At 67.1% G+C, this 22,201-nt stretch carries 18 protein-coding genes; 5 read left to right on the top strand and 13 right to left on the bottom strand.

Translation table 11 applies throughout. The features are described 5' to 3' along the window. Positions 1-10 precede the first annotated feature (10 nt). Complete coding sequence (locus N825_RS37025; RefSeq protein ID WP_051513296.1) at positions 11-2,500, bottom strand: PAS domain S-box protein; 2,490 nt, start codon at positions 2,498-2,500, stop codon at positions 11-13. A gap of 293 nt (positions 2,501-2,793) precedes the next feature. Here N825_RS37025 and N825_RS37020 point away from each other — a divergent pair, with 293 nt between their 5' ends. After that, entirely contained in the window at positions 2,794-4,551 is a 1,758-nt protein-coding gene (locus tag N825_RS37020) for an ATP-binding protein (RefSeq protein ID WP_198038919.1), read from the top strand. Here N825_RS37020 and N825_RS27530 read toward each other — a convergent pair. Next, positions 4,511-5,182 (bottom strand): TetR/AcrR family transcriptional regulator, encoded by a 672-nt coding sequence (locus N825_RS27530; protein ID WP_051513292.1) that lies wholly within the window; start codon positions 5,180-5,182, stop codon positions 4,511-4,513. The two genes, N825_RS37020 and N825_RS27530, sit on opposite strands and share 41 nt — an antisense overlap. A 242-nt stretch (positions 5,183-5,424) precedes the next feature. On the opposite strand from N825_RS27530, the gene N825_RS27525 reads away from it, so the two are divergent. From N825_RS27525 to N825_RS27510, 4 genes are read left to right on the top strand one after another with little or no spacing between them, the layout of a single operon-like run. Next, complete coding sequence (locus N825_RS27525; RefSeq protein WP_281174384.1) at positions 5,425-6,582, top strand: efflux RND transporter periplasmic adaptor subunit; 1,158 nt, start codon at positions 5,425-5,427, stop codon at positions 6,580-6,582. 25 nt (positions 6,583-6,607) lie between these two features. Continuing rightward, entirely contained in the window at positions 6,608-9,751 is a 3,144-nt protein-coding gene (locus tag N825_RS27520) for an efflux RND transporter permease subunit (protein WP_037459060.1), read from the top strand. A gap of 23 nt (positions 9,752-9,774) precedes the next feature. Next, positions 9,775-11,247 carry an efflux transporter outer membrane subunit gene (locus N825_RS27515; RefSeq protein WP_037459127.1) on the top strand — a complete coding sequence of 491 codons (1,473 nt, stop codon included), beginning with the start codon at positions 9,775-9,777 and terminating at the stop codon, positions 11,245-11,247. A gap of 30 nt (positions 11,248-11,277) precedes the next feature. Then, the gene (locus N825_RS27510) at positions 11,278-11,634 is read left to right on the top strand and encodes a Lin0512 family protein (RefSeq protein WP_037459059.1); all 357 of its coding nucleotides are present in this window, start codon (positions 11,278-11,280) and stop codon (positions 11,632-11,634) included. Positions 11,635-11,637: 3 nt separating this feature from the next. Here the strand turns inward: N825_RS27510 and N825_RS27505 are convergent, their stop codons facing one another. The 11 genes from N825_RS27505 to pip form a co-directional block, all read right to left on the bottom strand. Then, positions 11,638-13,209 (bottom strand): PAS domain-containing sensor histidine kinase, encoded by a 1,572-nt coding sequence (locus N825_RS27505; RefSeq protein ID WP_051513288.1) that lies wholly within the window; start codon positions 13,207-13,209, stop codon positions 11,638-11,640. Further along, positions 13,143-13,472: a hypothetical protein gene (locus N825_RS27500; RefSeq protein WP_051513285.1), complete on the bottom strand. Its 330-nt coding sequence runs from the start codon at positions 13,470-13,472 to the stop codon at positions 13,143-13,145. Before N825_RS27500 ends, N825_RS27505 begins: the two co-directional genes overlap by 67 nt. Positions 13,473-13,608: 136 nt before the next feature. Further along, positions 13,609-14,583, bottom strand: a complete 975-nt coding sequence (locus N825_RS27495) for a cation diffusion facilitator family transporter (RefSeq protein ID WP_037459057.1) — start codon at positions 14,581-14,583, stop codon at positions 13,609-13,611. Between the two features lie 69 nt (positions 14,584-14,652). Then, positions 14,653-17,070 carry a phenylalanine--tRNA ligase subunit beta gene (gene pheT / locus N825_RS27490; protein ID WP_037459055.1) on the bottom strand — a complete coding sequence of 806 codons (2,418 nt, stop codon included), beginning with the start codon at positions 17,068-17,070 and terminating at the stop codon, positions 14,653-14,655. Positions 17,071-17,082: 12 nt separating this feature from the next. Then, positions 17,083-18,177, bottom strand: a complete 1,095-nt coding sequence (gene pheS / locus N825_RS27485) for a phenylalanine--tRNA ligase subunit alpha (protein ID WP_037459053.1) — start codon at positions 18,175-18,177, stop codon at positions 17,083-17,085. A 247-nt stretch (positions 18,178-18,424) separates the two neighbouring features. Next, entirely contained in the window at positions 18,425-18,790 is a 366-nt protein-coding gene (rplT, locus tag N825_RS27480; RefSeq protein WP_037459051.1) for a 50S ribosomal protein L20, read from the bottom strand. Positions 18,791-18,806: 16 nt separating this feature from the next. Further along, positions 18,807-19,007: a 50S ribosomal protein L35 gene (rpmI, locus tag N825_RS27475; RefSeq protein WP_037459049.1), complete on the bottom strand. Its 201-nt coding sequence runs from the start codon at positions 19,005-19,007 to the stop codon at positions 18,807-18,809. Positions 19,008-19,391: 384 nt separating this feature from the next. Further along, a complete protein-coding gene (locus tag N825_RS27470) occupies positions 19,392-20,114 on the bottom strand; it encodes a terminase small subunit (RefSeq protein WP_084165114.1) in 723 nt (240 codons plus the stop codon). 110 nt (positions 20,115-20,224) lie between these two features. Next, positions 20,225-20,422: a hypothetical protein gene (locus N825_RS39205; protein ID WP_157619577.1), complete on the bottom strand. Its 198-nt coding sequence runs from the start codon at positions 20,420-20,422 to the stop codon at positions 20,225-20,227. Positions 20,423-20,562: 140 nt separating this feature from the next. Beyond that, positions 20,563-21,108: a hypothetical protein gene (locus N825_RS27465; RefSeq protein WP_157619576.1), complete on the bottom strand. Its 546-nt coding sequence runs from the start codon at positions 21,106-21,108 to the stop codon at positions 20,563-20,565. A gap of 140 nt (positions 21,109-21,248) precedes the next feature. Next, positions 21,249-22,199 (bottom strand): prolyl aminopeptidase, encoded by a 951-nt coding sequence (gene pip / locus N825_RS27460; RefSeq protein ID WP_037459044.1) that lies wholly within the window; start codon positions 22,197-22,199, stop codon positions 21,249-21,251. Between the last annotated feature and the right edge of the window lie 2 nt (positions 22,200-22,201).

The raw sequence follows: 22,201 nt of genomic DNA, 5'->3' as shown, positions 1-22,201 counted from the left end.
CGATCGCCGATCACTCGGCAAGCGCCACCGGCGCCCCGTGCTCATCCGCCGCGGCGGCGGGAAGCGTCAGGAAGAAGGTCGAGCCGATGCCGGGATCGGACGTCACGGACATGGTTCCACCATGGCGCTCGACGATCTTCTTGCAGATCGCCAGACCAATGCCCGTCCCGGGATGGGTGCGCTGGGTGTGGAGGCGTTCGAACACGACGAAGATGCGGTGGTAGTATTGGTGCTCGATCCCGATGCCATTGTCGGTGACCGATAGTTCCCAGGCCGCCCCGATCGGCTTGACCGCGACCGTGATGACCAGATCGCGGTCGGGCGAGCGGTACTCGATGGCGTTCGCCAGCAGGTTCCGGAAGACCTCGGTGAACTGCCGGACGTCGCCCGGCACCTGTGGGGCCCAGTCCGGAAGCTCCAGCCGCGCGCCGATCGCGTGGACGATGTCCTTGAACTCGGCCGCCGCCTCGCGGATGCAGGCGCCGATATCGGCCAGGGACGCGGGCGGATCGCTCCGCTCGATCAGCGAATAGCGCAGCAGATCCTGGATCAGACTCTTCATCCGGACGCTGCTGTCGACGATGAAGCCCAGGAAATCGTCGGCGTCCTTGTCCATTCGCCCGGCGTAGCGGCGTGACAGCAGATCGGCGTAGCTGACCATGATCCGCAGGGGCTCCTGGAGGTCATGGGCGGCGACCTCGGCGAAGCGCGTCAGCTCGACGTTCGACCGCTCCAGCTTCTCCACGGTCCGGCGCAGCCGGTTCTCGATCAGCTTCTGGTCCGAAATATCCTGCGCCACCCCGCGGAAGCCGATGACCTCACCGTCGGCGCGCGAAACGGGTATGCCGCTGCCCCACAGCCAGACCATCCCGCCGTCCTTGCCCAGGCAGCGGAACTCCTCGTGGCGGAACGGCCGTCCGGTGCTTGCGTGGTCGCGCAGCAGCGCCGCGACGCGGACGCCATCCTCCGGCACCATCAGGTCGACCATGGCGCAGTGCAGCAGTTCGGCGGGACTATGTCCCAGGACGTCCAGGACACGCTCGCTGACGAAGGTGTAGCGCCCCTTGGCGTCGCTCTCCCAGATGAATTCGCCGGCGACGCCGACGATGTCATGGAAACGCCGGTTGCTCTCCCGCAGGCTGCTCTCGATCTGGATGCGCTGCGTCAGGTCGTGGGTCACGACCGAGAAACCCAGCGGCTGAGCGTCGCCGCTCCCCTCCCCGGCTCCTCCACCGGCCCCCTCGCCGGGCCGGATCGCCGCGATCGTCGTGACGCCCAGGAACCGGGTTCCGTCCTTCCGCAGGTGCCAGCGCTCCACCGAGTGGCGTCCCCGCCGACGGGCGGCGGCGAGTTCCGATTCGGGCAAGCCGGCCTGCGCCGCGTCGGGCGGATAGAACAGCGCGTGGGACCGCCCCATCACCTCCTCGGTCGAATGTCCCATGATCCGGAACGCGCCGTTGTTCCAACTCGCCACCGCGCCATTGGCGCCGAGCATGTAGATGGCGTAGTCCTCGACGCTCTCGACCAGCATCGACTGGCGGCGTTCGCTGACCAGCACGCTCTCGCGCGCGGCGGCCACGTCACGGCGCAGACAGATGGGGTCGCGGACCAGCCGCCACGCGGCGAAGCCGCAGGCCGCCGCCAACGCCACCCCCAGGAGGCGTAGGGTGGTGGCGTGGGGTGACTGGCGGGACCAGCCACCCTGGGGCAGCGCGCCCAATTGCCAGGAGCCGTTGGGCAGCGTGATGTCGGCCAGCACGGGAGCCTCGCCGAACAGCCCCGCCCTGCCCAGGAAGACATCGCCGGAGGCGCCCAGGCCATCGCGCCCGCGCAGCGCGAATTCCACCGCGCCATCCCCGCCACCCACCACGCCGGCCTCGCGCAGGATGGTTTCGACATCGATGATGATGACGGCCAGCCCCCACACCCTTCCGCTTCCGGCGGATGAACCGGACGTCGCCTCGCGCGCCACCACCGGCGTCCCGGGATCGGGCAGGACGACGGGCAGCCGGCCGATCACGGCCTCGCCGCCCTGGAGCAGAGGCAAGGGCCCCTGGAGCAGGAACCGGCGCCTGTCGATCACCTCCAGGATGGCGCCGCGCCGATTCGGATCGGCCAGCAGGTCATGCCCGATCGCCTGCTCGTTGCCGGCCAGCGGGAAGAAATGGGTCGCGATGGCGTTGCGGGCGAGCGCCAGACCGCGCACGCCGGAGATTCCCTCGGCGGCGGCGGCCGCCACTTCCTCGAACTCGCCCTGCGTCAATTCCGGGTTGCCGCGAACCATCGCGACGAGGCTGCGGACCAGGAACAGCCGGGCGTTCAGCGATTGCTCGACGCGGGCGCGGACCGCCGCCGCCTGTTGGGTCGTCACGGCGAAGCTCTGCTCGCGGTAGCGTCCACCCTCCACGCCGTCGATCAGCAAAAGGCCACCAAGGACCATGGAAATCACCAAGCCCGCCGCGATCAACGGCAGCAGGCCATCCGACGGGCGGCGTCTCATGGAGCGGACCAGCCGCGCGCGATCGGCTCAAGCCCTGACCGATCTTCCATTCCGATGAACCTTCCAAGTGCGCGGCCCGACCGCGCGACGTTCCGGCCCGCCGGGAACAATCAAGCGCGACAAGCACCCTCGATCACGACAAAGCGGTTTAGCCCATAACCATAGCGGGTGCAAAGTCACGGAAGGCGCGACCAATTGTCCTTGCTACCTCGCATCACATGGAACGCGCGATGGTCCCGCCTTAAGAAATGCGCGTGCCGGTACCCTATGCGAGAACGGCCACGTCGCGATCCATGACAGGTCAAGCGGTGTCGATCATCACCAGCGAAACACCCAAGCCCCACCCCATCCCGCATGCCGGGATACCGATCCTGGGCACCGCCTTCGGCCTCATCGTCGCGGTGGCGCTGTCAGGCGCCCAGGATCCCATCTGGCGGGTCGCCGCGGCGCTGGCCACCGTCACGGCGCTGGTGGCGGTGGCGGCTATCCAGCGGCCTCTCCTGCGACGGATCGACCAGATGGCGAGCCGCGAGCGGGAACTCTCCGAAGAGCTGGAACGACGCCAAAAGTTGATGGACCACATCCCGCTGCCGCTTTCGATCCGGGACGGGAACGGCGTCTTCACCCATTGCAACACGGCCTTCCTCGAACTGACCGGCCGTTCGTCGCGGGATGTGATCGGCCTGATGTCCGCCGATGTCTTCGGCGCCGCCGCCGGCCGTCTACTCGATCAGGATTTCGAGCGGGCGCTGGGCCATCCCGGCACGCTTCGGCTGGAGATGGCGTTGCCCGACCAGTCCGGGGCGGCGCGGGACGTGATCATCTACCGCTCGGCTCATTTTCCGCCCAATGGAGGATCCGGCGCCTTCGTGATCAGCGTCACGCTGGAGGACACCGAACGGAAGCGGGCCGAAAGGGCGTTGCGCGACCAAGTCGCCTTCCTGTCCACCCTGCTCGACACCATCCCCAGCCCGATCTACTACAAGGACCGCTCGGGCCGGTATCTCGGCTGCAACAGCGCCTTCGCCGCGATCCACGGCCGCACGGTGGATCAGGTGGTCGGCCAGCGCGCCGGCGACCTGATGGAACCGGGCATGGCGGGTCTCGACGACAACACCGACCTTTGCCTGATGATGCTCGAGGATCCCTTTCAGGTCTACGAGACGCAGATCGATCTCGCCGACGGCTCGCGCCACGACATCCTGTTCTCCAAAGCGCTGTACCGCCAGTTCGATGGGTCGGTCGGCGGGTTGGTGGGTGTCATGACCGACACCACCGACCGCAACTGGCACGAACTGGAGATCGCGGCGGCTCGCGACCAGATGGCGCGGCAGGCGGAGGATCTGAAACGGTCGAACGCCGAGCTGGAACAATTCGCCTATGTCGCGTCCCACGACCTGCGGGAACCTTTGCGCATGGTCAACAGCTACCTGTCGCTGCTGGAGCGCCGCTACGGTGACAAGCTGGACAAGGACGCCCACGACTTCATCGATTTCGCCCGCGATGGGGGCAAGCGGATGGACCGGTTGATCCTGGATCTCCTGGAATACTCGCGCGTCGGGCGGCGAGGCGGGCCGCCGGGGCCTATTTCGATGGCCGAGGTCATCGACACGGCGCGCCGCAATCTGGAGGTCGCGTTCGCCGAGCGCGGCGCCGTGCTCACGCTGGCGGCCGACTTGCCGGTGGTCCTGGGGGACGACACCGAACTGACGCGGCTTTTCCAGAACCTGATCGGCAACGCCATCAAATACTGCGCGCCCGATGTCACCCCGGAGATCGCGATCGACTGGACCGACGAGCCGGGCTTCTGGCGGTTCGGTGTCGGGGATACCGGACTGGGCATCGCCCCTGAACATTTCGAACGGATCTTCATGGTGTTCCAGCGCCTGCATGGCCGGGGCGAGTATGACGGCACCGGCATCGGGCTGGCGATCTGCCGCAAGATCGTCGAGCACCATGGCGGCCGGATCTGGGTCACGTCGGAGCCCGGCCGCGGCAGCACGTTCCACTTCACCCTGGCGAAGAGCCGGGATTCCGGTCCGGTGGCGTGACGTCGCCGCGCACGCCGTCCAGGAAGATCCTGACCACGCCCTCGACATGCCGCGTCATCTGCTCCGGCGTGGCGAGATCGGTCGGACGGAGCAGCATCTTCAAATACTGATCGCCATGCAGCAGCCCCATGAAGGTGACGGCGGCATGGTCCGGATCCTCCACGCGCAATTCGCCACGCTCGGTCGCCGAGCGCAGATAATCGGACAGGATGCCCCGCAGCACGGTGGGGCCACCCTTGAAGAAGACGTCGATCACCTTGGGCAGGTGATCGGCGTTGGCGATCAGCAGCCGCATGATCTTGGGACACTCTGGCGTTAGCAGGCCATGGGCGAAGTTGACGCCGAACTCGGTCAGCGCCCGCTCCGGATCGCTGTCGTTGAACGGGATATGGCGAAAGCGCTCGACGAACTCGTCGCACTTCAAGGTGATGACGGTTTCGAACAGGCCGTCCTTGTCCCCAAAATGTTCATACACCGTGGATCTTGACCCACCCGACCGGGAGATTATGTCCGCCAGGGTGGTACGCTCGAACCCCTTCTCCAGAAACAGCGACCAGGCGGCGTCCAGGATGGCTTGGCGGCGGGCGTCGCCCCGCGACCCGCACAGCTTGAAACATCCCTCGAGTGTCATCGCCGGGTTCCCCCGGCCCGCATGGCTCCCATGTTCCCCCCTCCCATTCGGCATCCTACGATCAGACAGACTTGTTCTTTGCACATGCAACATGTACTGTATCATACAGTACAGAGTCCATCCGTTCAATGCGGGTATGCGAAACCCAGCGGGCCGGACCACTCTTTTAAGACATACAGATAGGTCATGAGGCTGCGATGATGAATTTCTGGCCAGTCAGAAACTCTTCGGTTGCCGCTGCGATGTTCGTTCTCGCGGCGGGTTGTGGTGGTGCCGATGCGCTGGCTCAGCAGGGTGGCCCGGCCAAGCCGCCAGCGGAGGTCGGTGTCGTCACGCTGCGGCCTCAGTCGGTCGAAGTCACCACGGAATTGCCCGGCCGGACGACGGCGGCGCGCTTGGCCGAGGTCAGGCCGCAGGTCAACGGCATCATCCTGAAGCGGCTGTTCGTGGAGGGCGCCGAGGTCAAGGCCGGGCAGCAACTCTACCAGATCGATCCCGCCCCCTATCAGGCGGCACTCGACACCGCCAAGGCGGAACTGGCGCGGGCCGATGCGACGGCCAATTCGGCGCGGACCAGGGCGGCGCGGTATCGAGATCTGGTGAAGTCCCGCGCGGTCAGCCAGCAGGACTACGACGACATCGCCGCGACCCTGCTGGAGAGCGAGGCCCAGGTGGCATCGGCCAAGGCGTCGATCCGCACCGCCCAGATCAACCTGGACTACACCAAGGTGTCGTCACCGATCAGGGGCCGGATCGGCCGTTCGACCGTGACCGAGGGCGCCTTGGTCACCGCCAACCAGACCCAGACCCTGGCGACGGTCACCCAGCTCGACCCGATCTTCGTGGACGTCACCCAATCCAGCGCCGAAATGTTCAAGCTGCGTCGGGCGGTCAACCACGGCGCCATCCAGAGCGTCGAGGGCAAGGCGCCGGTGACGCTGTTCATCGGCGGATCGGAGGACGCCCCCTATGGCCAGCAGGGTGAGCTTCAGTTCTCGGAGGTCAGCGTCGACGAGTCGACCGGCTCCGTCCGGTTGCGCGCCGTCTTTCCGAACCCTAACCAAGAGTTGCTGCCCGGCCTCTTCGTCCGGGCCAAGGTCAACTGGGGCAACGCCGAGGGAGTCTTCATGATCCCGCAGCCGGCCGTGGTGCGCCGTCCCGACGGCAGCGCCTTCGTCTGGGCCGTCGGCCAGGACGGCAAAGCCTCGCAGAAGACCGTCAAGACGGAACGCGCGATCGGCGACAAGTGGCTGGTCACCGAGGGTGTCGCCGATGGCGACCGCGTCGTGGTCGAGGGCATCCAGAAGGTCGCTCCCGGCGCCCCGGTGACGGCGGTGGCGCTGGACGCCGAGAAACCCGGAGCGGTGGCCCAGGCCGACGGCGCCCCCAAGGCCCAGTAAGGGCGAAGAAGGTCACGGAACCATCATGTCCAAATATTTCATCGACAGGCCGGTCTTCGCCTGGGTGATCGCGATCGTGATCATGCTGGCGGGCGGCCTGAGCATCCTGGGGCTGCCGATCGAGCAGTACCCCTCGATCGCGCCGCCATCCGTCCGCATCAACGCGACGTATCCGGGCGCGTCCGCGCAGACGGTCGAAGGCACGGTGACCCAGGTCATCGAGCAGCAGATGAACGGTCTCGACCATCTGCGCTACATCTCGTCCAACAGCGACAGCTCGGGCACGGCGCAGATCACCCTGACCTTCAACCCCGAGGCCGATCCCGACATCGCGCAGGTGCAGGTGCAGAACAAGCTGCAGCTCGCCATGCCCCGATTGCCGCAGGAGGTCCAGCAGCAGGGCGTCCAGGTCTCCAAGGGCAACAACACCTTCCTGATGGTGATGGGCTTCGTGTCGAGCGACGGCTCCAAGGGCCAGAACGACATCGCCGACTTCGTCGCCTCCAACATCCAGGACCCCATCAGCCGCGTCAGCGGCGTCGGCACCCTCACGCTGTTCGGCGCCCAGCACGCCATGCGCGTTTGGCTCGACCCGAACAAGCTGATCAGCTACGGCCTGACCACCACCGACGTGGTTGGCGCGATCACCGCCCAGAACGCCGAGGTCTCGGCCGGCCAGCTCGGCGGCTCGCCGGCGATCCCCGGCCAGCAGCTCAACGCGACCATCATCGCGCAGACCCGACTGGAGACGCCGGAGGAATTCGGCCGCATCCTGGTCAGGGTCAACCAGGACGGCTCGCAGGTCCGTCTGTCCGACGTGGCGCGGATCGACGTCGGCGCCGAGAACTTCAACACCATCGCCCGCTACAACGGCAAGCCCGCCGCCGGCATGGGCGTCAGCCTCGCGACCGGCGCCAACGCGCTGGACACGGCCGAGCTGGTGCGGGCGCGGATCGAGGAACTGAAGCCGTTCTTCCCGGCCGGCGTCGAGGTGGTCTATCCCTACGACACGACACCGTTCGTCAAGCTGTCGATCGAGGGCGTCGTCCACACGCTGCTGGAGGCGATCGTCCTCGTCTTCGCCATCATGTACCTGTTCCTGCAGAACTTCCGGGCGACGCTGATCCCGACCATCGCGGTGCCGGTGGTGCTGCTGGGAACCTTCGGCGTGCTGGCGGCGGCGGGCTTCACCATCAACACGCTGACCATGTTCGCCATGGTGCTGGCGATCGGCCTGCTGGTCGACGACGCCATCGTCGTGGTCGAGAATGTCGAGCGCGTCATGGCGGAGGAAGGGTTGTCGCCCAAGGAGGCGACCCGGAAATCGATGGGCCAGATCACCGGCGCGCTGATCGGCATCGCGCTGGTGCTGTCGGCCGTGTTCGTGCCGATGGCCTTCTTCAGCGGCTCGACCGGCGCCATCTATCGGCAGTTCTCGCTGACCGTGGTGTCGGCGATGGTGCTGTCGGTGGTCGTGGCCCTGGTGCTGACGCCCGCATTGTGCGCCACCATGCTGAAGCCGGTCAAGGGCCATGGCCAGCCCCGCAAGGGCTTCTTCGGCTGGTTCAACCGCACCTTCGACCGCGGCAACGCCAAGTACCAGCGGGGCGTCGGCCACATGGTCCACCGGCGCGGCCGCTACATGCTGGTCTACCTGCTGATCGTCGGTGGCTTGGCGGTCCTGTTCCTGCGCCTGCCCTCGGCCTTCCTGCCCAACGAGGACCAGGGCGTGCTGTTCACCCAGATCTCGCTGCCGCCGGGCGCCACGCTGGAGCGCACGCTGGAGACGGTCGAGGCGGTCGAGAAGCACTATCTCGAGGACGAGAAGGACTACGTCCAGGGCGCCTTCGCCGTCGCTGGCTTCAGCTTCAGCGGCCGCGGCCAGAACACCGCGATCGTCTTCTCCAGCCTGAGGGATTGGTCGGTGCGAGGATCCGAGGAGGGTGCCGTCAGCGCCATCGCCGGCCGCGCCATGGGCGCCCTGTCGAAGGTGCGCGACGCGATGATCTTCGCATTCACGCCGCCGGCCATCATCGAGCTGGGCAACGCCACCGGCTTCGACATGCAGCTGGTCGACCGCGGCGGGCTGGGCCACGAGGCTTTGATGAAGGCCCGCGGCCAGCTGCTGGGGCTGGCGTCCCAGAACCCCGCGCTGGTCGGCGTGCGGCCCAACGGACTGGACGACAATCCGCAGCTCCGGATCGACATCGACCGCGAGAAGGCGAGCGCGCTGGGCCTGTCGCTGGCCGACATCAACACGACGCTGTCCGCCACCTGGGGCTCCGCCTACGTCAACGACTTCATCGAGAACGGCCGGGTCAAGCGGGTCTACCTGCAGGCCGACGCGCCGTACCGCATGCTGCCGTCCGACCTGGATCGCTGGTACATGCGGAACTCCGCCGGCGAGATGGTGCCGTTCTCGACCTTCTCCAGCACCCACTGGGACTATGGTTCGCCCCGGTTGGAGCGGTTCAACGGCGTCTCGTCGATCAACATCCAGGGTCAGGCCGCACCCGGCGTCAGCTCGGGCGAGGCCATCACGATCATGGAGGACCTGGCGCGCCAGCTGCCGCAGGGCATCAGCTTCGAGTGGCAGGGACTGACCTACGAGGAGCGGCTGTCGGGAGCGCAGGCACCCGCCCTGTACGCCATCTCGATCCTGGTGGTGTTCCTGTGCCTGGCCGCCCTGTACGAGAGCTGGTCGATCCCCGCCTCCGTCATCCTGGTCGTGCCCCTGGGCGTGTTGGGCGCCGTCATCGCGGCCCATCTCCGGGGCTTGCCGAACGACGTGTACTTCCAGGTCGGCCTGCTGACGACCATCGGCCTGTCGGCGAAGAACGCCATCCTGATCGTGGAGTTCGCCAAGGACATGCACGACGAGGGCATGGACCTGGTGGAGGCGACCATCGAGGCCTGCCGCCAGCGCCTGCGTCCGATCCTGATGACGTCCTTCGCCTTCATCCTGGGCGTGCTGCCGCTGGCGATCAGCACCGGCGCCGGATCGGGCAGCCAGAACGCCATCGGCGTCGGCGTGATGGGCGGCATGATCTCGGCCACTATCCTGGCGATCTTCTTCGTCCCCGTCTTCTTCGTGGCGGTGCTGAAGCTGGTCGCCCGATGGGCCCCCAAGGGACACCACCCCGCCCCCGAACCGGCGCAGGCCGATTGAGACGCCACATGACGGAAAAGACCATGACCAAACCGCGTCTCGCGCGTCTCCCGATAACCGCCTCTCTGGCCCTGCTGCTGCTGGGTGGCTGCTCGTTCATCCCCGACTACGTCCGTCCCGCCTCGCCCGTTCCCGAGGCGTGGCCGGTCGGGGCCGCCTACACCACGTCCTCGGCGGCGCGGCCGGGCAACGGCGGGCCGGTGCTGGCCGATCTCGGCTGGGAGGACTTCTTCCAGTCGCCCCAACTGCGCGGCCTGATCCAGACCGCGCTGGAGAACAACCGCGACCTTCGGGTCGCGGCGCTCAACGTCGAGCAGGCTCGCGCGCAGTACCGCATCCAGCGGTCGGACCTGCTGCCGACCCTGGACGCCGGCGGCAGCCTGACCCGGCAGCGCACGCCGGCCGACCTGTCGCGGACCGGACGCTCCGCCGTCGGTAGCCAGTGGGAGGCCACGGTCGGCACCACCTCGTTCGAGCTGGATCTGTTCGGCCGTATCCGCAGCCTGGAACAGTCGGCCCTGGAGAGCTACTTCGCGACCGAGCAGGCGCAGGTGGCGACCCGGATCGCGCTGATCGCCGAGGTCGCCAACGCCTACCTGACTCTTCTGGCCGACAAGGAGCTGCTGAAGCTGACGGACGACACGCTGCGCACCCAGCGGCAGTCCTTCGACCTGACCCGGCGCAGCTTCGACCGCGGCGTCGGGACCCAGCTCGACGTCGCCCAGGCGCGCACCGCCGTGGAGACGGCGCGGGCCAACCGCGCCGCCTATGTCCGCCAGATCGCCCAGGACAAGAACGCCCTGACGCTGCTGGTGGGCGGCCCGGTCAGCGAGTCCGTGCTGGACGCGGCGGCGTCGCTCGGCACCGGCGACTTCATCACCGACCTGCCGGTGGGACTGCCGTCGGACCTGCTCCAGCGCCGGCCCGACATCATCCAGGCGGAATACGATCTGCGGTCGGCCAACGCCAATATCGGCGCCGCCCGGGCCGCCTTCTTCCCGACCATCGGCCTGACCGCCTCGGCCGGCACCGCCAGCGCCGCGCTGTCCGGCCTGTTCGACGGCGGCAGCGGCGCCTGGAGCTTCGTGCCGCAGATCAGCCTGCCGATCTTCGACTTCGGCCGGCGCGAGGCCAACCTGGAAAGCGCCAAGATCCAGCGGGAGATCGGCGTCGCCCAGTACGAGCGGTCGATCCAGACGGCCTTCCGGGAAGTCTCCGACGCGCTCGCGGCCCAGGGCACCCTGGACGACCAGCTCGACGCCCAGACCGCGCTGGTCGACGCGACCCGGTCGAGCTACGACCTGTCGATCCTCCGCTACAACCGCGGCTTGGACAGCTTCCTCAACGCGCTGGACAGCCAACGGTCGCTCTATTCGGCGCAGCAGGACCTGATCAACGCGCGCTTGTCCCAGCTGAGCAACCTGGTGACACTGTACAAGGTGCTGGGCGGCGGCGCTCCGGCGGAAGCCGTCAAGATGGCCGCCGACACCAAATGAACCGGTGAGCAAAGAGGGAGGAAGCGCGTCATGAGGCAGGTGATGTTCGTCGAGCTCGGCATGGGCGCCGACCTGCATGGGCAGGATGTCACCAAGGCGGCGGTGCGCGCGGTGCGGAACGCGATCGAGCGCAATTCGATGCCGGGCATGCGCGGGCTGGTCGACGGCGACACCAGCCGCATGCAAGTCCGCGTCAACCTCGCCGTGCCCGCCGACGCCGAGAAGCTGGACCACGACGCCGTGCGCGCCGTCTTCCCCTATGGTCAGGTGACCATCGTCGTTGGTCCCGGCGGCATGCTGGCACCCAGCGGCATCTTCCTGGCGGACAAGGGCGACGCCAACGAGATGATCTACATCGTCAACGCGGCGGTCGAGGTCGGCGTCTGAGGCTCAGGCGCGGGCGCCGCGGTCCGGGGTTACGGTGGCGGCCAGCGGCAGCTCGACCGAGAAGCGCGAGCCGCGTCCCGGAACCGAGTCGACCGAGACCCCGTGTCCCAGCGCCTCGGCCAGCCGGCGCACGATCGCCAAGCCCAATCCATGGCTGCCGTCCCCGCCATCCACTTGGCCCATCCCACGGTGGAACGCCTCGAAGATGATCTCGGCCTGATCGGCGGGGAAGCCGGTGCCGGTATCCAGGACGTCGACGCGGATCCTGTCCCGCCCGATCCGGCGGCACCCGATCAGGATGCCGCCTTCGACGGTATAGCGGAGCGCGTTCTCGATCAGGTTGCGGAGGATGCGCTCCAGCGGCACCGCGTCGCTCCGGACCCAGGCGGAGGAACCGACCACCGTCAGCCGAAGCCCGCACATCTCCGCCCGATGGCCGTATTCGGCGCCGAGCCGGTCGAGCAAGGCACCCAGCGGGATGTCGGCCGGTTCGGGCTTGACCGCGCCGGTATCCAGCTTCGAGAGATCGAGCATCCCGTCGAACAGCAGCTTCAGGGCCTCCGCCGCCTGATTGACGCCCGTGGCGAGCGGCGCCATCGGATGGTCCCGAAGCCCCTCCGCCAACGCCGTGCCCAGGAACAGCAGGGACTGGACCGGCTGGCGGAGATCATGGCTGGCGGTGGCGATCAGCCGGGACCTGTCCAGCAGCTTCCGTTCGGCCTCGGCCCTCGCGGCCTCGGCCCGCTCGATCCGCTGATCGGCTTCCCTGCGGGTCGTGATGTCGCGGAAGGAGATCACCAGTCCGTCGCGGGACGGCATCACCCGCACGGAAACCCAGCGGGCCATCGGCATCAGGTGTTCGTCGAAACAGACCGGTTCCCCCTCGACACGGGACCGGGCGCAGGCGGCGGCGAAGGCGGCGGCGCTGCCGACGGGCAACGCCTGCGGCAGCGCCAAGCCAACCAGTTCGCCACCACCGACCAGAAGGGTCCGGCACTGCTGGTTGGCGTAGGTGATGAAACCATCGATATCGACCTCGCAGACGCCATCGCAGGCGCCTTCCAGGATGGCGGCCATGCGGCTGGCGGTCAGTTCGGCCTGCTCGCGTTCCCGGCGGCTGTGCTCCAACGCCTGGTTGAGCGCCGCGACCGGGCGAAGCGAACGCTTGGAATGCAGGACGGCCGCCACCGCGCCGATGAGGGCCAGGGCCATGCCCAGACCCAGCGCGTGATGGGGCACCGCGCCATCGTAAGCGGCGGTGGCGGCGATGGCGGCGGCCACAGCGGCCGCGATCACGCCAATCAGGGACGGAAGGGTCATGGCAGCGGGGACCGGCCGCGAGGCTATCGGGTTGGCGGAGGCGCGCTGGGCCTTGGCGGTCGAGGGCGCGCGGCGGCGGATGGGTTCGCCCCGCGCCGCGGGCGCCGGGCGGACAGGTCGCTTCGGGCCCGGAATGAGGTCCGAGCCGCGACCATCGTGCTGGATGAACATCGAACCGGCTTCGCGGCTCAGCGCCCCGGCGCCGCTCCGGACGATGCCCTGCGCATCGCGGCCGTCCGCCAGACGGCGAGGCATTCCTCGGCGGTCGCGGCGGAGCCGATGCAGCGGGTCCCGTTCTCCTTGAACCACAACCGGTACCGGCCGCCCTGGTCGCGCTCGAAGATGAACACGGCGTCCTTCAACCCCGGCAGCGAGATCAGCAGCCGGTCGTGGTGCCTGCCGGTCTGTCGGGCGACGCTGGCCCAGGCGCCCCGCGCGCATTTGGGCAGGGCGATCCGGTAGAAGGCGACCAGATCGGCAGGCGTGAAGCGGCATGAGGGGAACTGGATGACGGTCATGGCGGCGATCCTGACTTTCCGGCAGCCTCCGACTTCCGATGGAAATCAAAGGGGTTGGAGCTGGGGCGAGAGTGCCCCCGGAACGTCCGGCGCGCTGTGAAGTGGTTCACTGTCCCTTGGGAACACCCGAATATTTTCAGGCGAAAGTTTTGCCATGACAGGGTTCGACCGGGCACGGGTCCCGTTCGAGCTGGATCGTCGAATGTTCGATGTCGAAGCGATGCGCCAGCTCCTGCCGCAGCCGGCGCAGCACCTCGTCATGATCGGCGTCGGCGGCCAAGCTGGCGTGGAAGGTGATCAGCGGCCGGTCGGGGGTCAGCGACCACGCGTGGACATGGTGGACATCGGCGACACCCGGCACGGCGTCGGTCAGTTCGCGGCTCAGCCGGTCGATGTCGAGCCCTTCCGGCGTCCCCTCCATCAGCACGTGCCAGGAACGCCCGACCAGCGCCCAGGCGCCGCGCAGGATCAGCAGCGCCACAAGCACCGACAGGAGCGGGTCGATCGGCGTCCAACCCGTCCATAGGATCACGCCGGCCGCCACGATGGCGGCGAGCGATCCCAGCAGGTCCCCCATGACGTGGAGGGCGGCCCCGCGCATGTTGAGGTTTTCCTGGTCGCCACCGTGCAGGATCACGACACCCGCGATGTTGACCAGCAGCCCGATGACCGCGATGACGAGCATGGGGGTTCCCATCACCGGCATCGGTTCCATCAGCCGGCCAACCGCTTCGAAGATGATCCAGATCGCCAGGACGAGCAGGGTCGCCCCGTTGATGAACGCCGCCAGCACCTGGAAACGGTGCTGGCCGTAGGAGCGGTTGAACGTCGCGGGCCGCCGGCTGACCCGGAAGGCGTACCAGGACAAGGCGAGCGCCGCCGTGTCGGTCAGCATGTGCCCGGCGTCGGCCAGCAGCGCCAGCGATCCGGCCATGAACCCGCCGACCGCCTCGACCACCATGAAGCCGCCGGTCAGCACCAGCGCCAGCAGCAGGCGGCGCTCGTTCTGGACGTGGGCATGGACATGGCCGTGGCCGTGCGAATGGCCGTGTCCATGCCCATGGCCATGCGCTTCGTGATGATCGTGATCGTCGTGTCGGTGGGAGCCCATGCCGGCGCCTTCAAGGTTCGGGAAACCGCTCTAGTCCCTTATATAAACCACGAAAGCGCCGGTTGGTTGTCAACCGCGCAAAACGCCGCCGGTCGCCTTGGTGACCGCCGCGACGATCTTGCCGCCGATCGCGTCGATTTCCGGTTCGGTCAGGGGCTGGCCGGAAGGCTGGATGGTCACCGCGATGGCGAGCGACTTGAAACCGGGCTCGATGCCCTGGCCCTGATAGACGTCGAACACCGAGACATCGGTGATCAACTGCTTGTCGGCACCCTTGGCGGCCCGCACCAGTTTCTCAGCCTCGACCTTGGCATCCACCAGGAACGCGAAGTCGCGCTGGATCGGCTGGAACAGCGACAGGCGCAGCAGCGGCCGGGCGGTCCCGGACTTCTTCTTCGGCACCGGCACGGCGTCCAGCATCACCTCGAACGCCACGACCGGCCCCTTGACGCCCAGTTGGTCGAGCACCCCAGGGTGGACCTCGCCAAAGCGGGCCAGCACCGTCGGCCCCAGCCGCAGCACGCCGGAACGGCCGGGATGGTACCAGGACGGCGCGTCGGTCGTGACCTGGAGGTTGCCGGTCGGAGCCCCGACCGACTCGAGCAGGGCGATGGCGTCGGCCTTGACGTCGAAGGCGTCGACCCCGCGCGGGCTGGCCGCCCACTGACGGGGTACCATGGTTCCCGCCCTGACGCCGGTCGCGACGGTGTCCTGACCCCGCGGCGACGGGTCGCGGAAGATCGGTCCGACCTCGAACAGCGCCACATCCGGATAGCCCCGGTCGCTGTTGCGGCCGACCGCCTGGATCAGGTTGGGCAGGATCGAGGGGCGCATCACGTCCAGATCGGCGCTGATCGGGTTGAGCAGGCGCAACTCGTCCGGCACGCCGCCGAACAGCTCGATATGGGCCGACGACATGAACGACCACGTCACGGCTTCGGACAGGCCGCGCGCCGCCAGGACCCGCCGCGACAGCGCCACACGCTTCTGCTTGGGGCTGAGTGCGGGACGTGTGATCGTCGCCGTCCGCACCATCGGGATCGCCGGTATATGGTCATAGCCGTGGACGCGCAGGACCTCCTCGACCAGATCGGCCTCGCCATGGATGTCCGCGCGCCAACTCGGCGGCAGCACGGTCATGGCCGCCGTCCCGCCCCCGTCGCTGGGCGTGGTGACCCCAAAGCCAAGCGCCTCCAGGATGCGGACCTGTTCCGTCACCGGAACGTCGACGCCACCCAATTCCAGGACGCGGCCCGGTCGCAGGGTCAGCTCGCGCCGCCACGCCGGCTCGGCGCCGGCGATGACCAGCTCGCTCGCCTCGCCGCCGCAGATCTCCAGGATCAGACGGGTCGCGATCTCGGCGCCGGGAACCACGAAGGCGGGATCGACGCCCCGCTCGAAGCGGTAGCGCGCGTCGCTGTCGATCGACAGCTTGCGTCCGGTCCGGGCGGTACGGACGGGATCGAACAGCGCCGCCTCGAGGAAGACGTCGGTGGTCTCCCCGGTCACGCCGGTGCCCTCGCCGCCCATCACGCCGCCCAGGCTGACGACGCCCTTGTCGTCGGCGATGACCGTCATGGTCTCGTCGAGCGTGTATTCCTTGTCGTTCAGCGCCCGCAAGGTCTCGCCGGCGCGGGCGAAACGGACGGTCAGCCCGCCCGACAGGCGGGCGGCGTCGAACACGTGCAGCGGCCGGGCGATGTCGAAGGTCAGCAGGTTGGTGATGTCGACCAGCGCCGAGATCGGCCGCAACCCGATCGACATCAAGCGATCCTGGAGCCAGCGCGGGCTGGGACCGTTGCTGACGCCCCGGATCAGCCGGCCGACGAACAGCGGGCAAGCCGCCGCCGCGTCCTCGGGGAAGTCGAGCGTCACGCCGATCGGGCTGGCGAAGCCGCCCGGCACCGGCGTGGTCTCCAGCGGCCTCAATTGGCCGAGGCCAGTGGCGGCCAGATCGCGCGCGACACCGCGGACACCGGCGCAGTCCGCCCGATCCGGGGTCAGCGAGATGTCGATCAGGGGATCGTCCAGGCCCATCAGCGCCGCGAAGGGAGTTCCGACAGCGGCGTCGGCGGGCAGGTCGATGATGCCCTCATGGGCGTCCGACAGACCCATCTCGCGCTCGGAACAGAGCATCCCATTCGATTCGACGCCGCGGATGACACCCTTTTTCAGCTCCACCCCGGTCGCCGGGATGACCGAGCCGGTCGGCGCGAAGACACCTTTCATGCCCGTGCGGGCGTTGGGCGCGCCGCAGACGACCTGGACCGTTTCGGTGCCGGTATCGACCATGCAGACGCGCAGCTTGTCGGCGTCGGGGTGTTTTTCGGCCGAGATCACATGGGCCACCTTGAAGGCCTCGAGGCCCTTGGAGCGGTCCACTATCTCCTCGACCTCGAGGCCGAGCGCGGTCAGCTTCTCGGCGATGGTGTCGACATCGGCCCCTGTCTCCAGGTGGGCCTTCAGCCAGGAAAGGGTGAGCTTCATCGTCGGCTGTCCTTAGCGGTTCAGGCCCTGGGCCAGGGAAGGCACGTCGAGGGGCACGAAGCCGTAATGCTTCAGCCAGCGCAGGTCGGCCTCGAAGAAGGTGCGCAGATCGGGAATGCCGTATTTCAGCATGGCGATCCGCTCGATCCCCATGCCGAAGGCGAAGCCCTGGTATTTGGTGCTGTCGATGCCGCAGTTCTCCAGCACGTTGGGATGGACCATGCCGCAGCCCAGGATCTCCAGCCAATCGCCGAAGTTGCCGATCTTCAACTCGCCGCCCCGCCGCAGGCAGCCGATGTCGACCTCGGCCGACGGCTCGGTGAAGGGGAAGAAGCTCGGCCGGAAGCGCAGCGGCAGGTCGTCCACGTCGAAGAACGCGCGACAGAACTCGATCAGGCAGCCCCGCAGGTTCGCCATGCTGGTCTTCTCGTCCACCACCAGCCCCTCGACCTGATGGAACATCGGCGTGTGGGTCATGTCGTAGTCGGAACGATATGTCCGGCCGGGGATGATGACGCGGATCGGCGCCTTGTCGGCCAGCAGCGACCGGACTTGGACCGGTGAGGTATGGGTGCGCAACAGCATGCGGCTGCCGTCGCTCGGGCGGTCCGGCAGGTAGAAGGTGTCGTGCATGTCGCGCGCCGGATGGCCGGGCGGGAAGTTCAGCGCGGTGAAGTTATGGAAGTCATCCTCGATGTCCGGCCCCTCGGCCACCGAGAACCCCATGTCGGCGAAGATCGCGGTCAACTCGTCGATGGTCTGGGTGATCGGGTGGACGCGGCCCTCCCGCTCGGGGCGCACCGGCAGCGTGACGTCGATCCGCTCGGCCTCCAGCCGCGCCGCCAGCGCCGCCTTGTGCAGGTCGGCCTTGCGGGCATCCAGGGCGGCGCCGACCTCGTCCTTGAGGGCGTTCATCGACTGGCCGCGTTCCTTGCGCTCCTCCGGCGACAGGGAGCGCATGTCGGCCATCAGCCCCGTGATCCGGCCCTTCTTGCCGAGCGCCGAGACGCGGACCTCCTCCAGTGCCGCCAGATCGGTGGCCTCTCCCACCGCCGTCAGCAATTCCGTCTTCAGCGCTTCGAGAGCGGACTTGGGTTCAGCGGACATGGTTCCTCGTCAAGGTTGCTCTTCAAGGGATGGCACGGCCATCAGGGTCAAGGGATGGCACGGCCATCAGGGTCAAGGGATGGCACCGCCATCAGGGTCAAGGGATGGCACCGCCATCGGGGTCAAGAAATGACGCCGCCGCGATCCGGGGCGGCAAGCACGAAAAGGGGGCCAGCCCAGCCGGGCGGCCCCCTTGTCATTCGCCGTCGATGCCATTGGCGTCCGCCGGGGCGGACGCGTCAGGAAATCAAGCGGCCTGGGCGAGAGCGGCCTGGGCCTTGTCGACCAGGACCTTGAACGCATCCGGCTCGTGCGCGGCGAGGGAGGCGAGGACCTTACGGTCGACGTCAACCCCGGCCCGCTTCATGCCGTTCATGAAACGCGAGTAGGTCAGGCCATACTGGCGGACGCCGGCGTTGATGCGCTGGATCCAGAGCGACCGGAACTCGCGCTTCTTGTTGCGGCGGTCCCGATAGGCGTAACGAAGCGCCTTCTCGACCTTCTGGATCGCGATCCGGAAGCACTTGCTGGACCGGCCGCGGTAACCCTTGGCCAGCTTGAGGATCTTACGGTGACGGGCGTGAGTGGTTACGCCCCGCTTTACACGTGCCATGGTTCAGCTCTCCCGATCAGGCGTTGCGCAGGAAGTTCTTCACGATGGTCACGCCATCCTGAGCGGCGAGCACCATCGTGCCGCGCGCGTTGCGCTTCATCTTCTGGGTACGCTTGACCATGCCGTGGCGCTTGCCGGCGGCCTGGGCCTTGACCCGGCCGGAGGCCGTAACCTTGAAGCGCTTCTTCGAACCGCTGTGTGTCTTCAACTTGGGCATTTCTGCTCCTCGAACCTGGAGTTACGTTCAGAGCGGTTGGGCATGCCCTATGGGGTCCAAGACCCGGCCTCGCCGCCCGAATGAGCCGTGGGTTATAGTGCCGCGCCGAAGCGAAAGCAAGGCACCCGTGCGGTTGGATCGGCATGCCTGCGTGATCTCGGCTCATGCCATGTCCATGATCCGCAGTGCCGGGCATGGACATATGGAATGGGCTGCTGGGTGGATTTGTCGAAGCTTGCATTTTGTAGGTCGGCTACAGCGAAGCGACAGACGACACCACTCCCAACGCGCCTGATTGTCGGCTGTCGCTTCGCTGTAGCCGACCTACGGTGGAAACATCATTCTTTCCACTGTGCGGCGTTTCCCCGGCCGGACAGTGGCCCGTCATCCCATCAGTTCGGACGCGACATCCTTGGGATGGGCCGGGAGGTGGGCTGGTGAGAGGCCGGGCAAGCCGCTTGCGAGGTCATCCAGCAGGCTGGCGGGGAGATCGTCGAGGAAATCGGGCGGCAGCGCGGATTTCAGGGACTTGATCAGACTCGCCGGCGAGCGGGGGTCATTCGCGGAAAGTGGTGGAAGGTCACTATTGGTCACTTCCGGCTTGGTCACGGCTGGCTTGGTCACGACCGGAGCTTCGGCCTCCGCGGGTTCGTCGGGAAGACCGTCCAGCCATTCATCCGGATCGGGCGCCATGTCCTCGACAACGGCGTCGGGGGACTGGCGGTCGTCGTGATGGTGGAGGGTGATGCGGCGATCCTGGATGACACCGATCAGCTTCAGCCGGAATTCGACCGCGCGCATCACCTGCATCGGTTTCTTGGCGTCCAAGGCGTCGCCGATGGCGATCTCCATGATCTCGGCGGCGTTGTCCAGTTCGGCCTTGTGGAAGGCACGGTGGAGCTGGCGAAGCTGATCGATGTGGGCGCGGACTTCCGGCCGGCTCATCAGGAAGTGGCCGCGCTGCTTGGCGCCCTTGGGAGAATAGCCCGCACGCCGCGCCGCCTCCGCCGCGGAGGCTCCCGCCGCCATATCTTGGCAGAACAGCTCCTGGCGGATCGCCAGAGGTGAAGAGGCGGATCCTACTGGGGAGGCGGGGATATCGGTCATGACGGACTCTCGGCGGAGGATTGCGGGCTCCGCTTAAATTCCCACGTGCACCCCAAAAGTCAAGTTTTTAACCTAAAATATAAGACTTTTATCTTATTTGGCGCCGAGCCTTAGAAAATCGCCTGCAGCAAGGCGTTGGTGATCCGGTCAATCGGCGGTATCCCGACATCCGCGCCGTAATCGCGCATCGGCTTGGCGAACTCTACGCCGCGCAATTCCGGGATCATCGGATCGGGACGACACCCGCAGGGCTCATCCGGCGCCCTGGAAGGGTTCGTGAAGAATTGTCTGATCAAACGGGTGCCCATGGCCGCCAGCCTCCAGTGCTCGATTGGTGACCGTATTTTAGCCCTGGAGCGCTACGTGGGTAGTCCGGACGGAGGCGTATATGTCTAAAATTAGAGCAGTATGGAATGGATATGGCGTCGCCTATACCGAGGCCGCCTGATCACTTCGCCCCGAAGGGAACCGCCAAGGTGAAGTTCAGCACGTCGCCGCTGGTGCCCAGCGAGGTACCGTCCTGGCTGGGATTGGTCACGTGGAAGTATGTGGCACCCAGCCGCCAGTCGTTGGAGAACTCGTAGGCGGCGGCGACACCGGTGCGGATCTCGATCTGCCCACTGGCCGGATCGGTCGGGTCGCGGATCTCGTTCCGTTCCGCGACTCCGGCGGCGATGCTCGGCGTGAAGATGAAGCTCTCACCCAAGGACAATTCCAGCCCGACACCGCCGTGGGTGCCGCCGGCGGTCACCATCGTCCTATCGCTGGCCGCCAGCGCGGCTCCCGACGACTCGGGCACGAACAGCCAATATTTGAGGCCCAGTCCCCATTCGAGCTGGACATTGGACGACGGCTCGGTCGGCTTGAGGTCGAAATAGCCAACGCCGCCGGTGATGTATTCCGGCTTGGCGCTGGTTGCCTTGCCTTGCGCGGCGGCCTCTCCCGCACCCAGGCAGAATCCAAGTGCCACCGCGATCACCATCAAGCGACGCATCTGGATCACCAAGGTCCCCATCCTCGAAAACCGCCCAAGCAACACCGGCGCCAACCGCCGGATCAAACACGGAAGCCAGCATATAGGTTGAAATGTAACATTTAGTAAATGGTGCATGCGGCGATGCGAAACACCCACCATCAGGTCACATTTTTGAACCTCTCGGTGGCAGCGACGAGAGCGGCCCGAATACCCGGCTCCATCGCCGAATGGCCGGCGTCTGACACCACCACGTATTCCGCCTCCGGCCAAGCCCGCCGCAACTCGTCGGCGGTGGCGATCGGGCAGACGATGTCGTAGCGGCCCTGGACGATCACCGCCGGAATGTGGCGGATCCGTTCGACACCGATCAGGAGACGGTTCTCGGGGGTGAGGATGTTGTTCCGGAAGTAATGCGCCTCGATCCGCGCGAGGCCGAGCGCGTGGGTGTCCTCGCCCGAAGCCGACAACAGTTCCGGGCTGGGCAGCAGCGTCGAACAGGCGCCCTCGTACATACTCCAGACTCGCGCCGCCGCCATCCGCATGCCATGGTCCGCGCCGGTCAGCCGCTGGTAATAGGATTCCAGCAGGTCGCCGCGCTCGTCCTCCGGGAGGAAGTCGCTGAAGTTGGTCCACGCCTCGGGAAAGATCGTCCGCATGTGATAGAGGAACCACTGGATCTCCGACCGGCGCATCAGGAAAATGCCCCGCAGCATCAGGCCCAGGCACCTCTCCGGATGGGACTGCGCGTAGGCCAGCCCCAGCGTGCTGCCCCAGGAACCGCCGAACACGTGCCACTTGGCGACGCCAAGCTCGGTCCTGAGGTGTTCCAGATCGGCGACGAGATGATCGGTGGTGTTGTCCCGGATCTCGCCCAGCGGGGTCGAGCGGCCGGCGCCGCGCTGATCCAGGATGATGATTCGGTAGTGCGATGGATCGAAGAAGCGCCGATGGGTCGGCGAGGCGCCCGCTCCGGGACCGCCATGGAGGAAGACCACCGGCACCCCGCGTGGGTTGCCGGACTGTTCCCAATAGAGGGTGTGGACCGCATCGACCTGAAGGAGACCGGTCTGATAGGGATCGATCGACGGGAACAGCTCGGTGCGGGGCATGA

Origin of the sequence: Skermanella stibiiresistens SB22 (genome assembly GCF_000576635.1) — a bacterium.
In the GTDB taxonomy this organism is placed as follows: domain Bacteria; phylum Pseudomonadota; class Alphaproteobacteria; order Azospirillales; family Azospirillaceae; genus Skermanella; species Skermanella stibiiresistens.
This window is presented reverse-complemented; position numbering and strand designations above follow the sequence as displayed.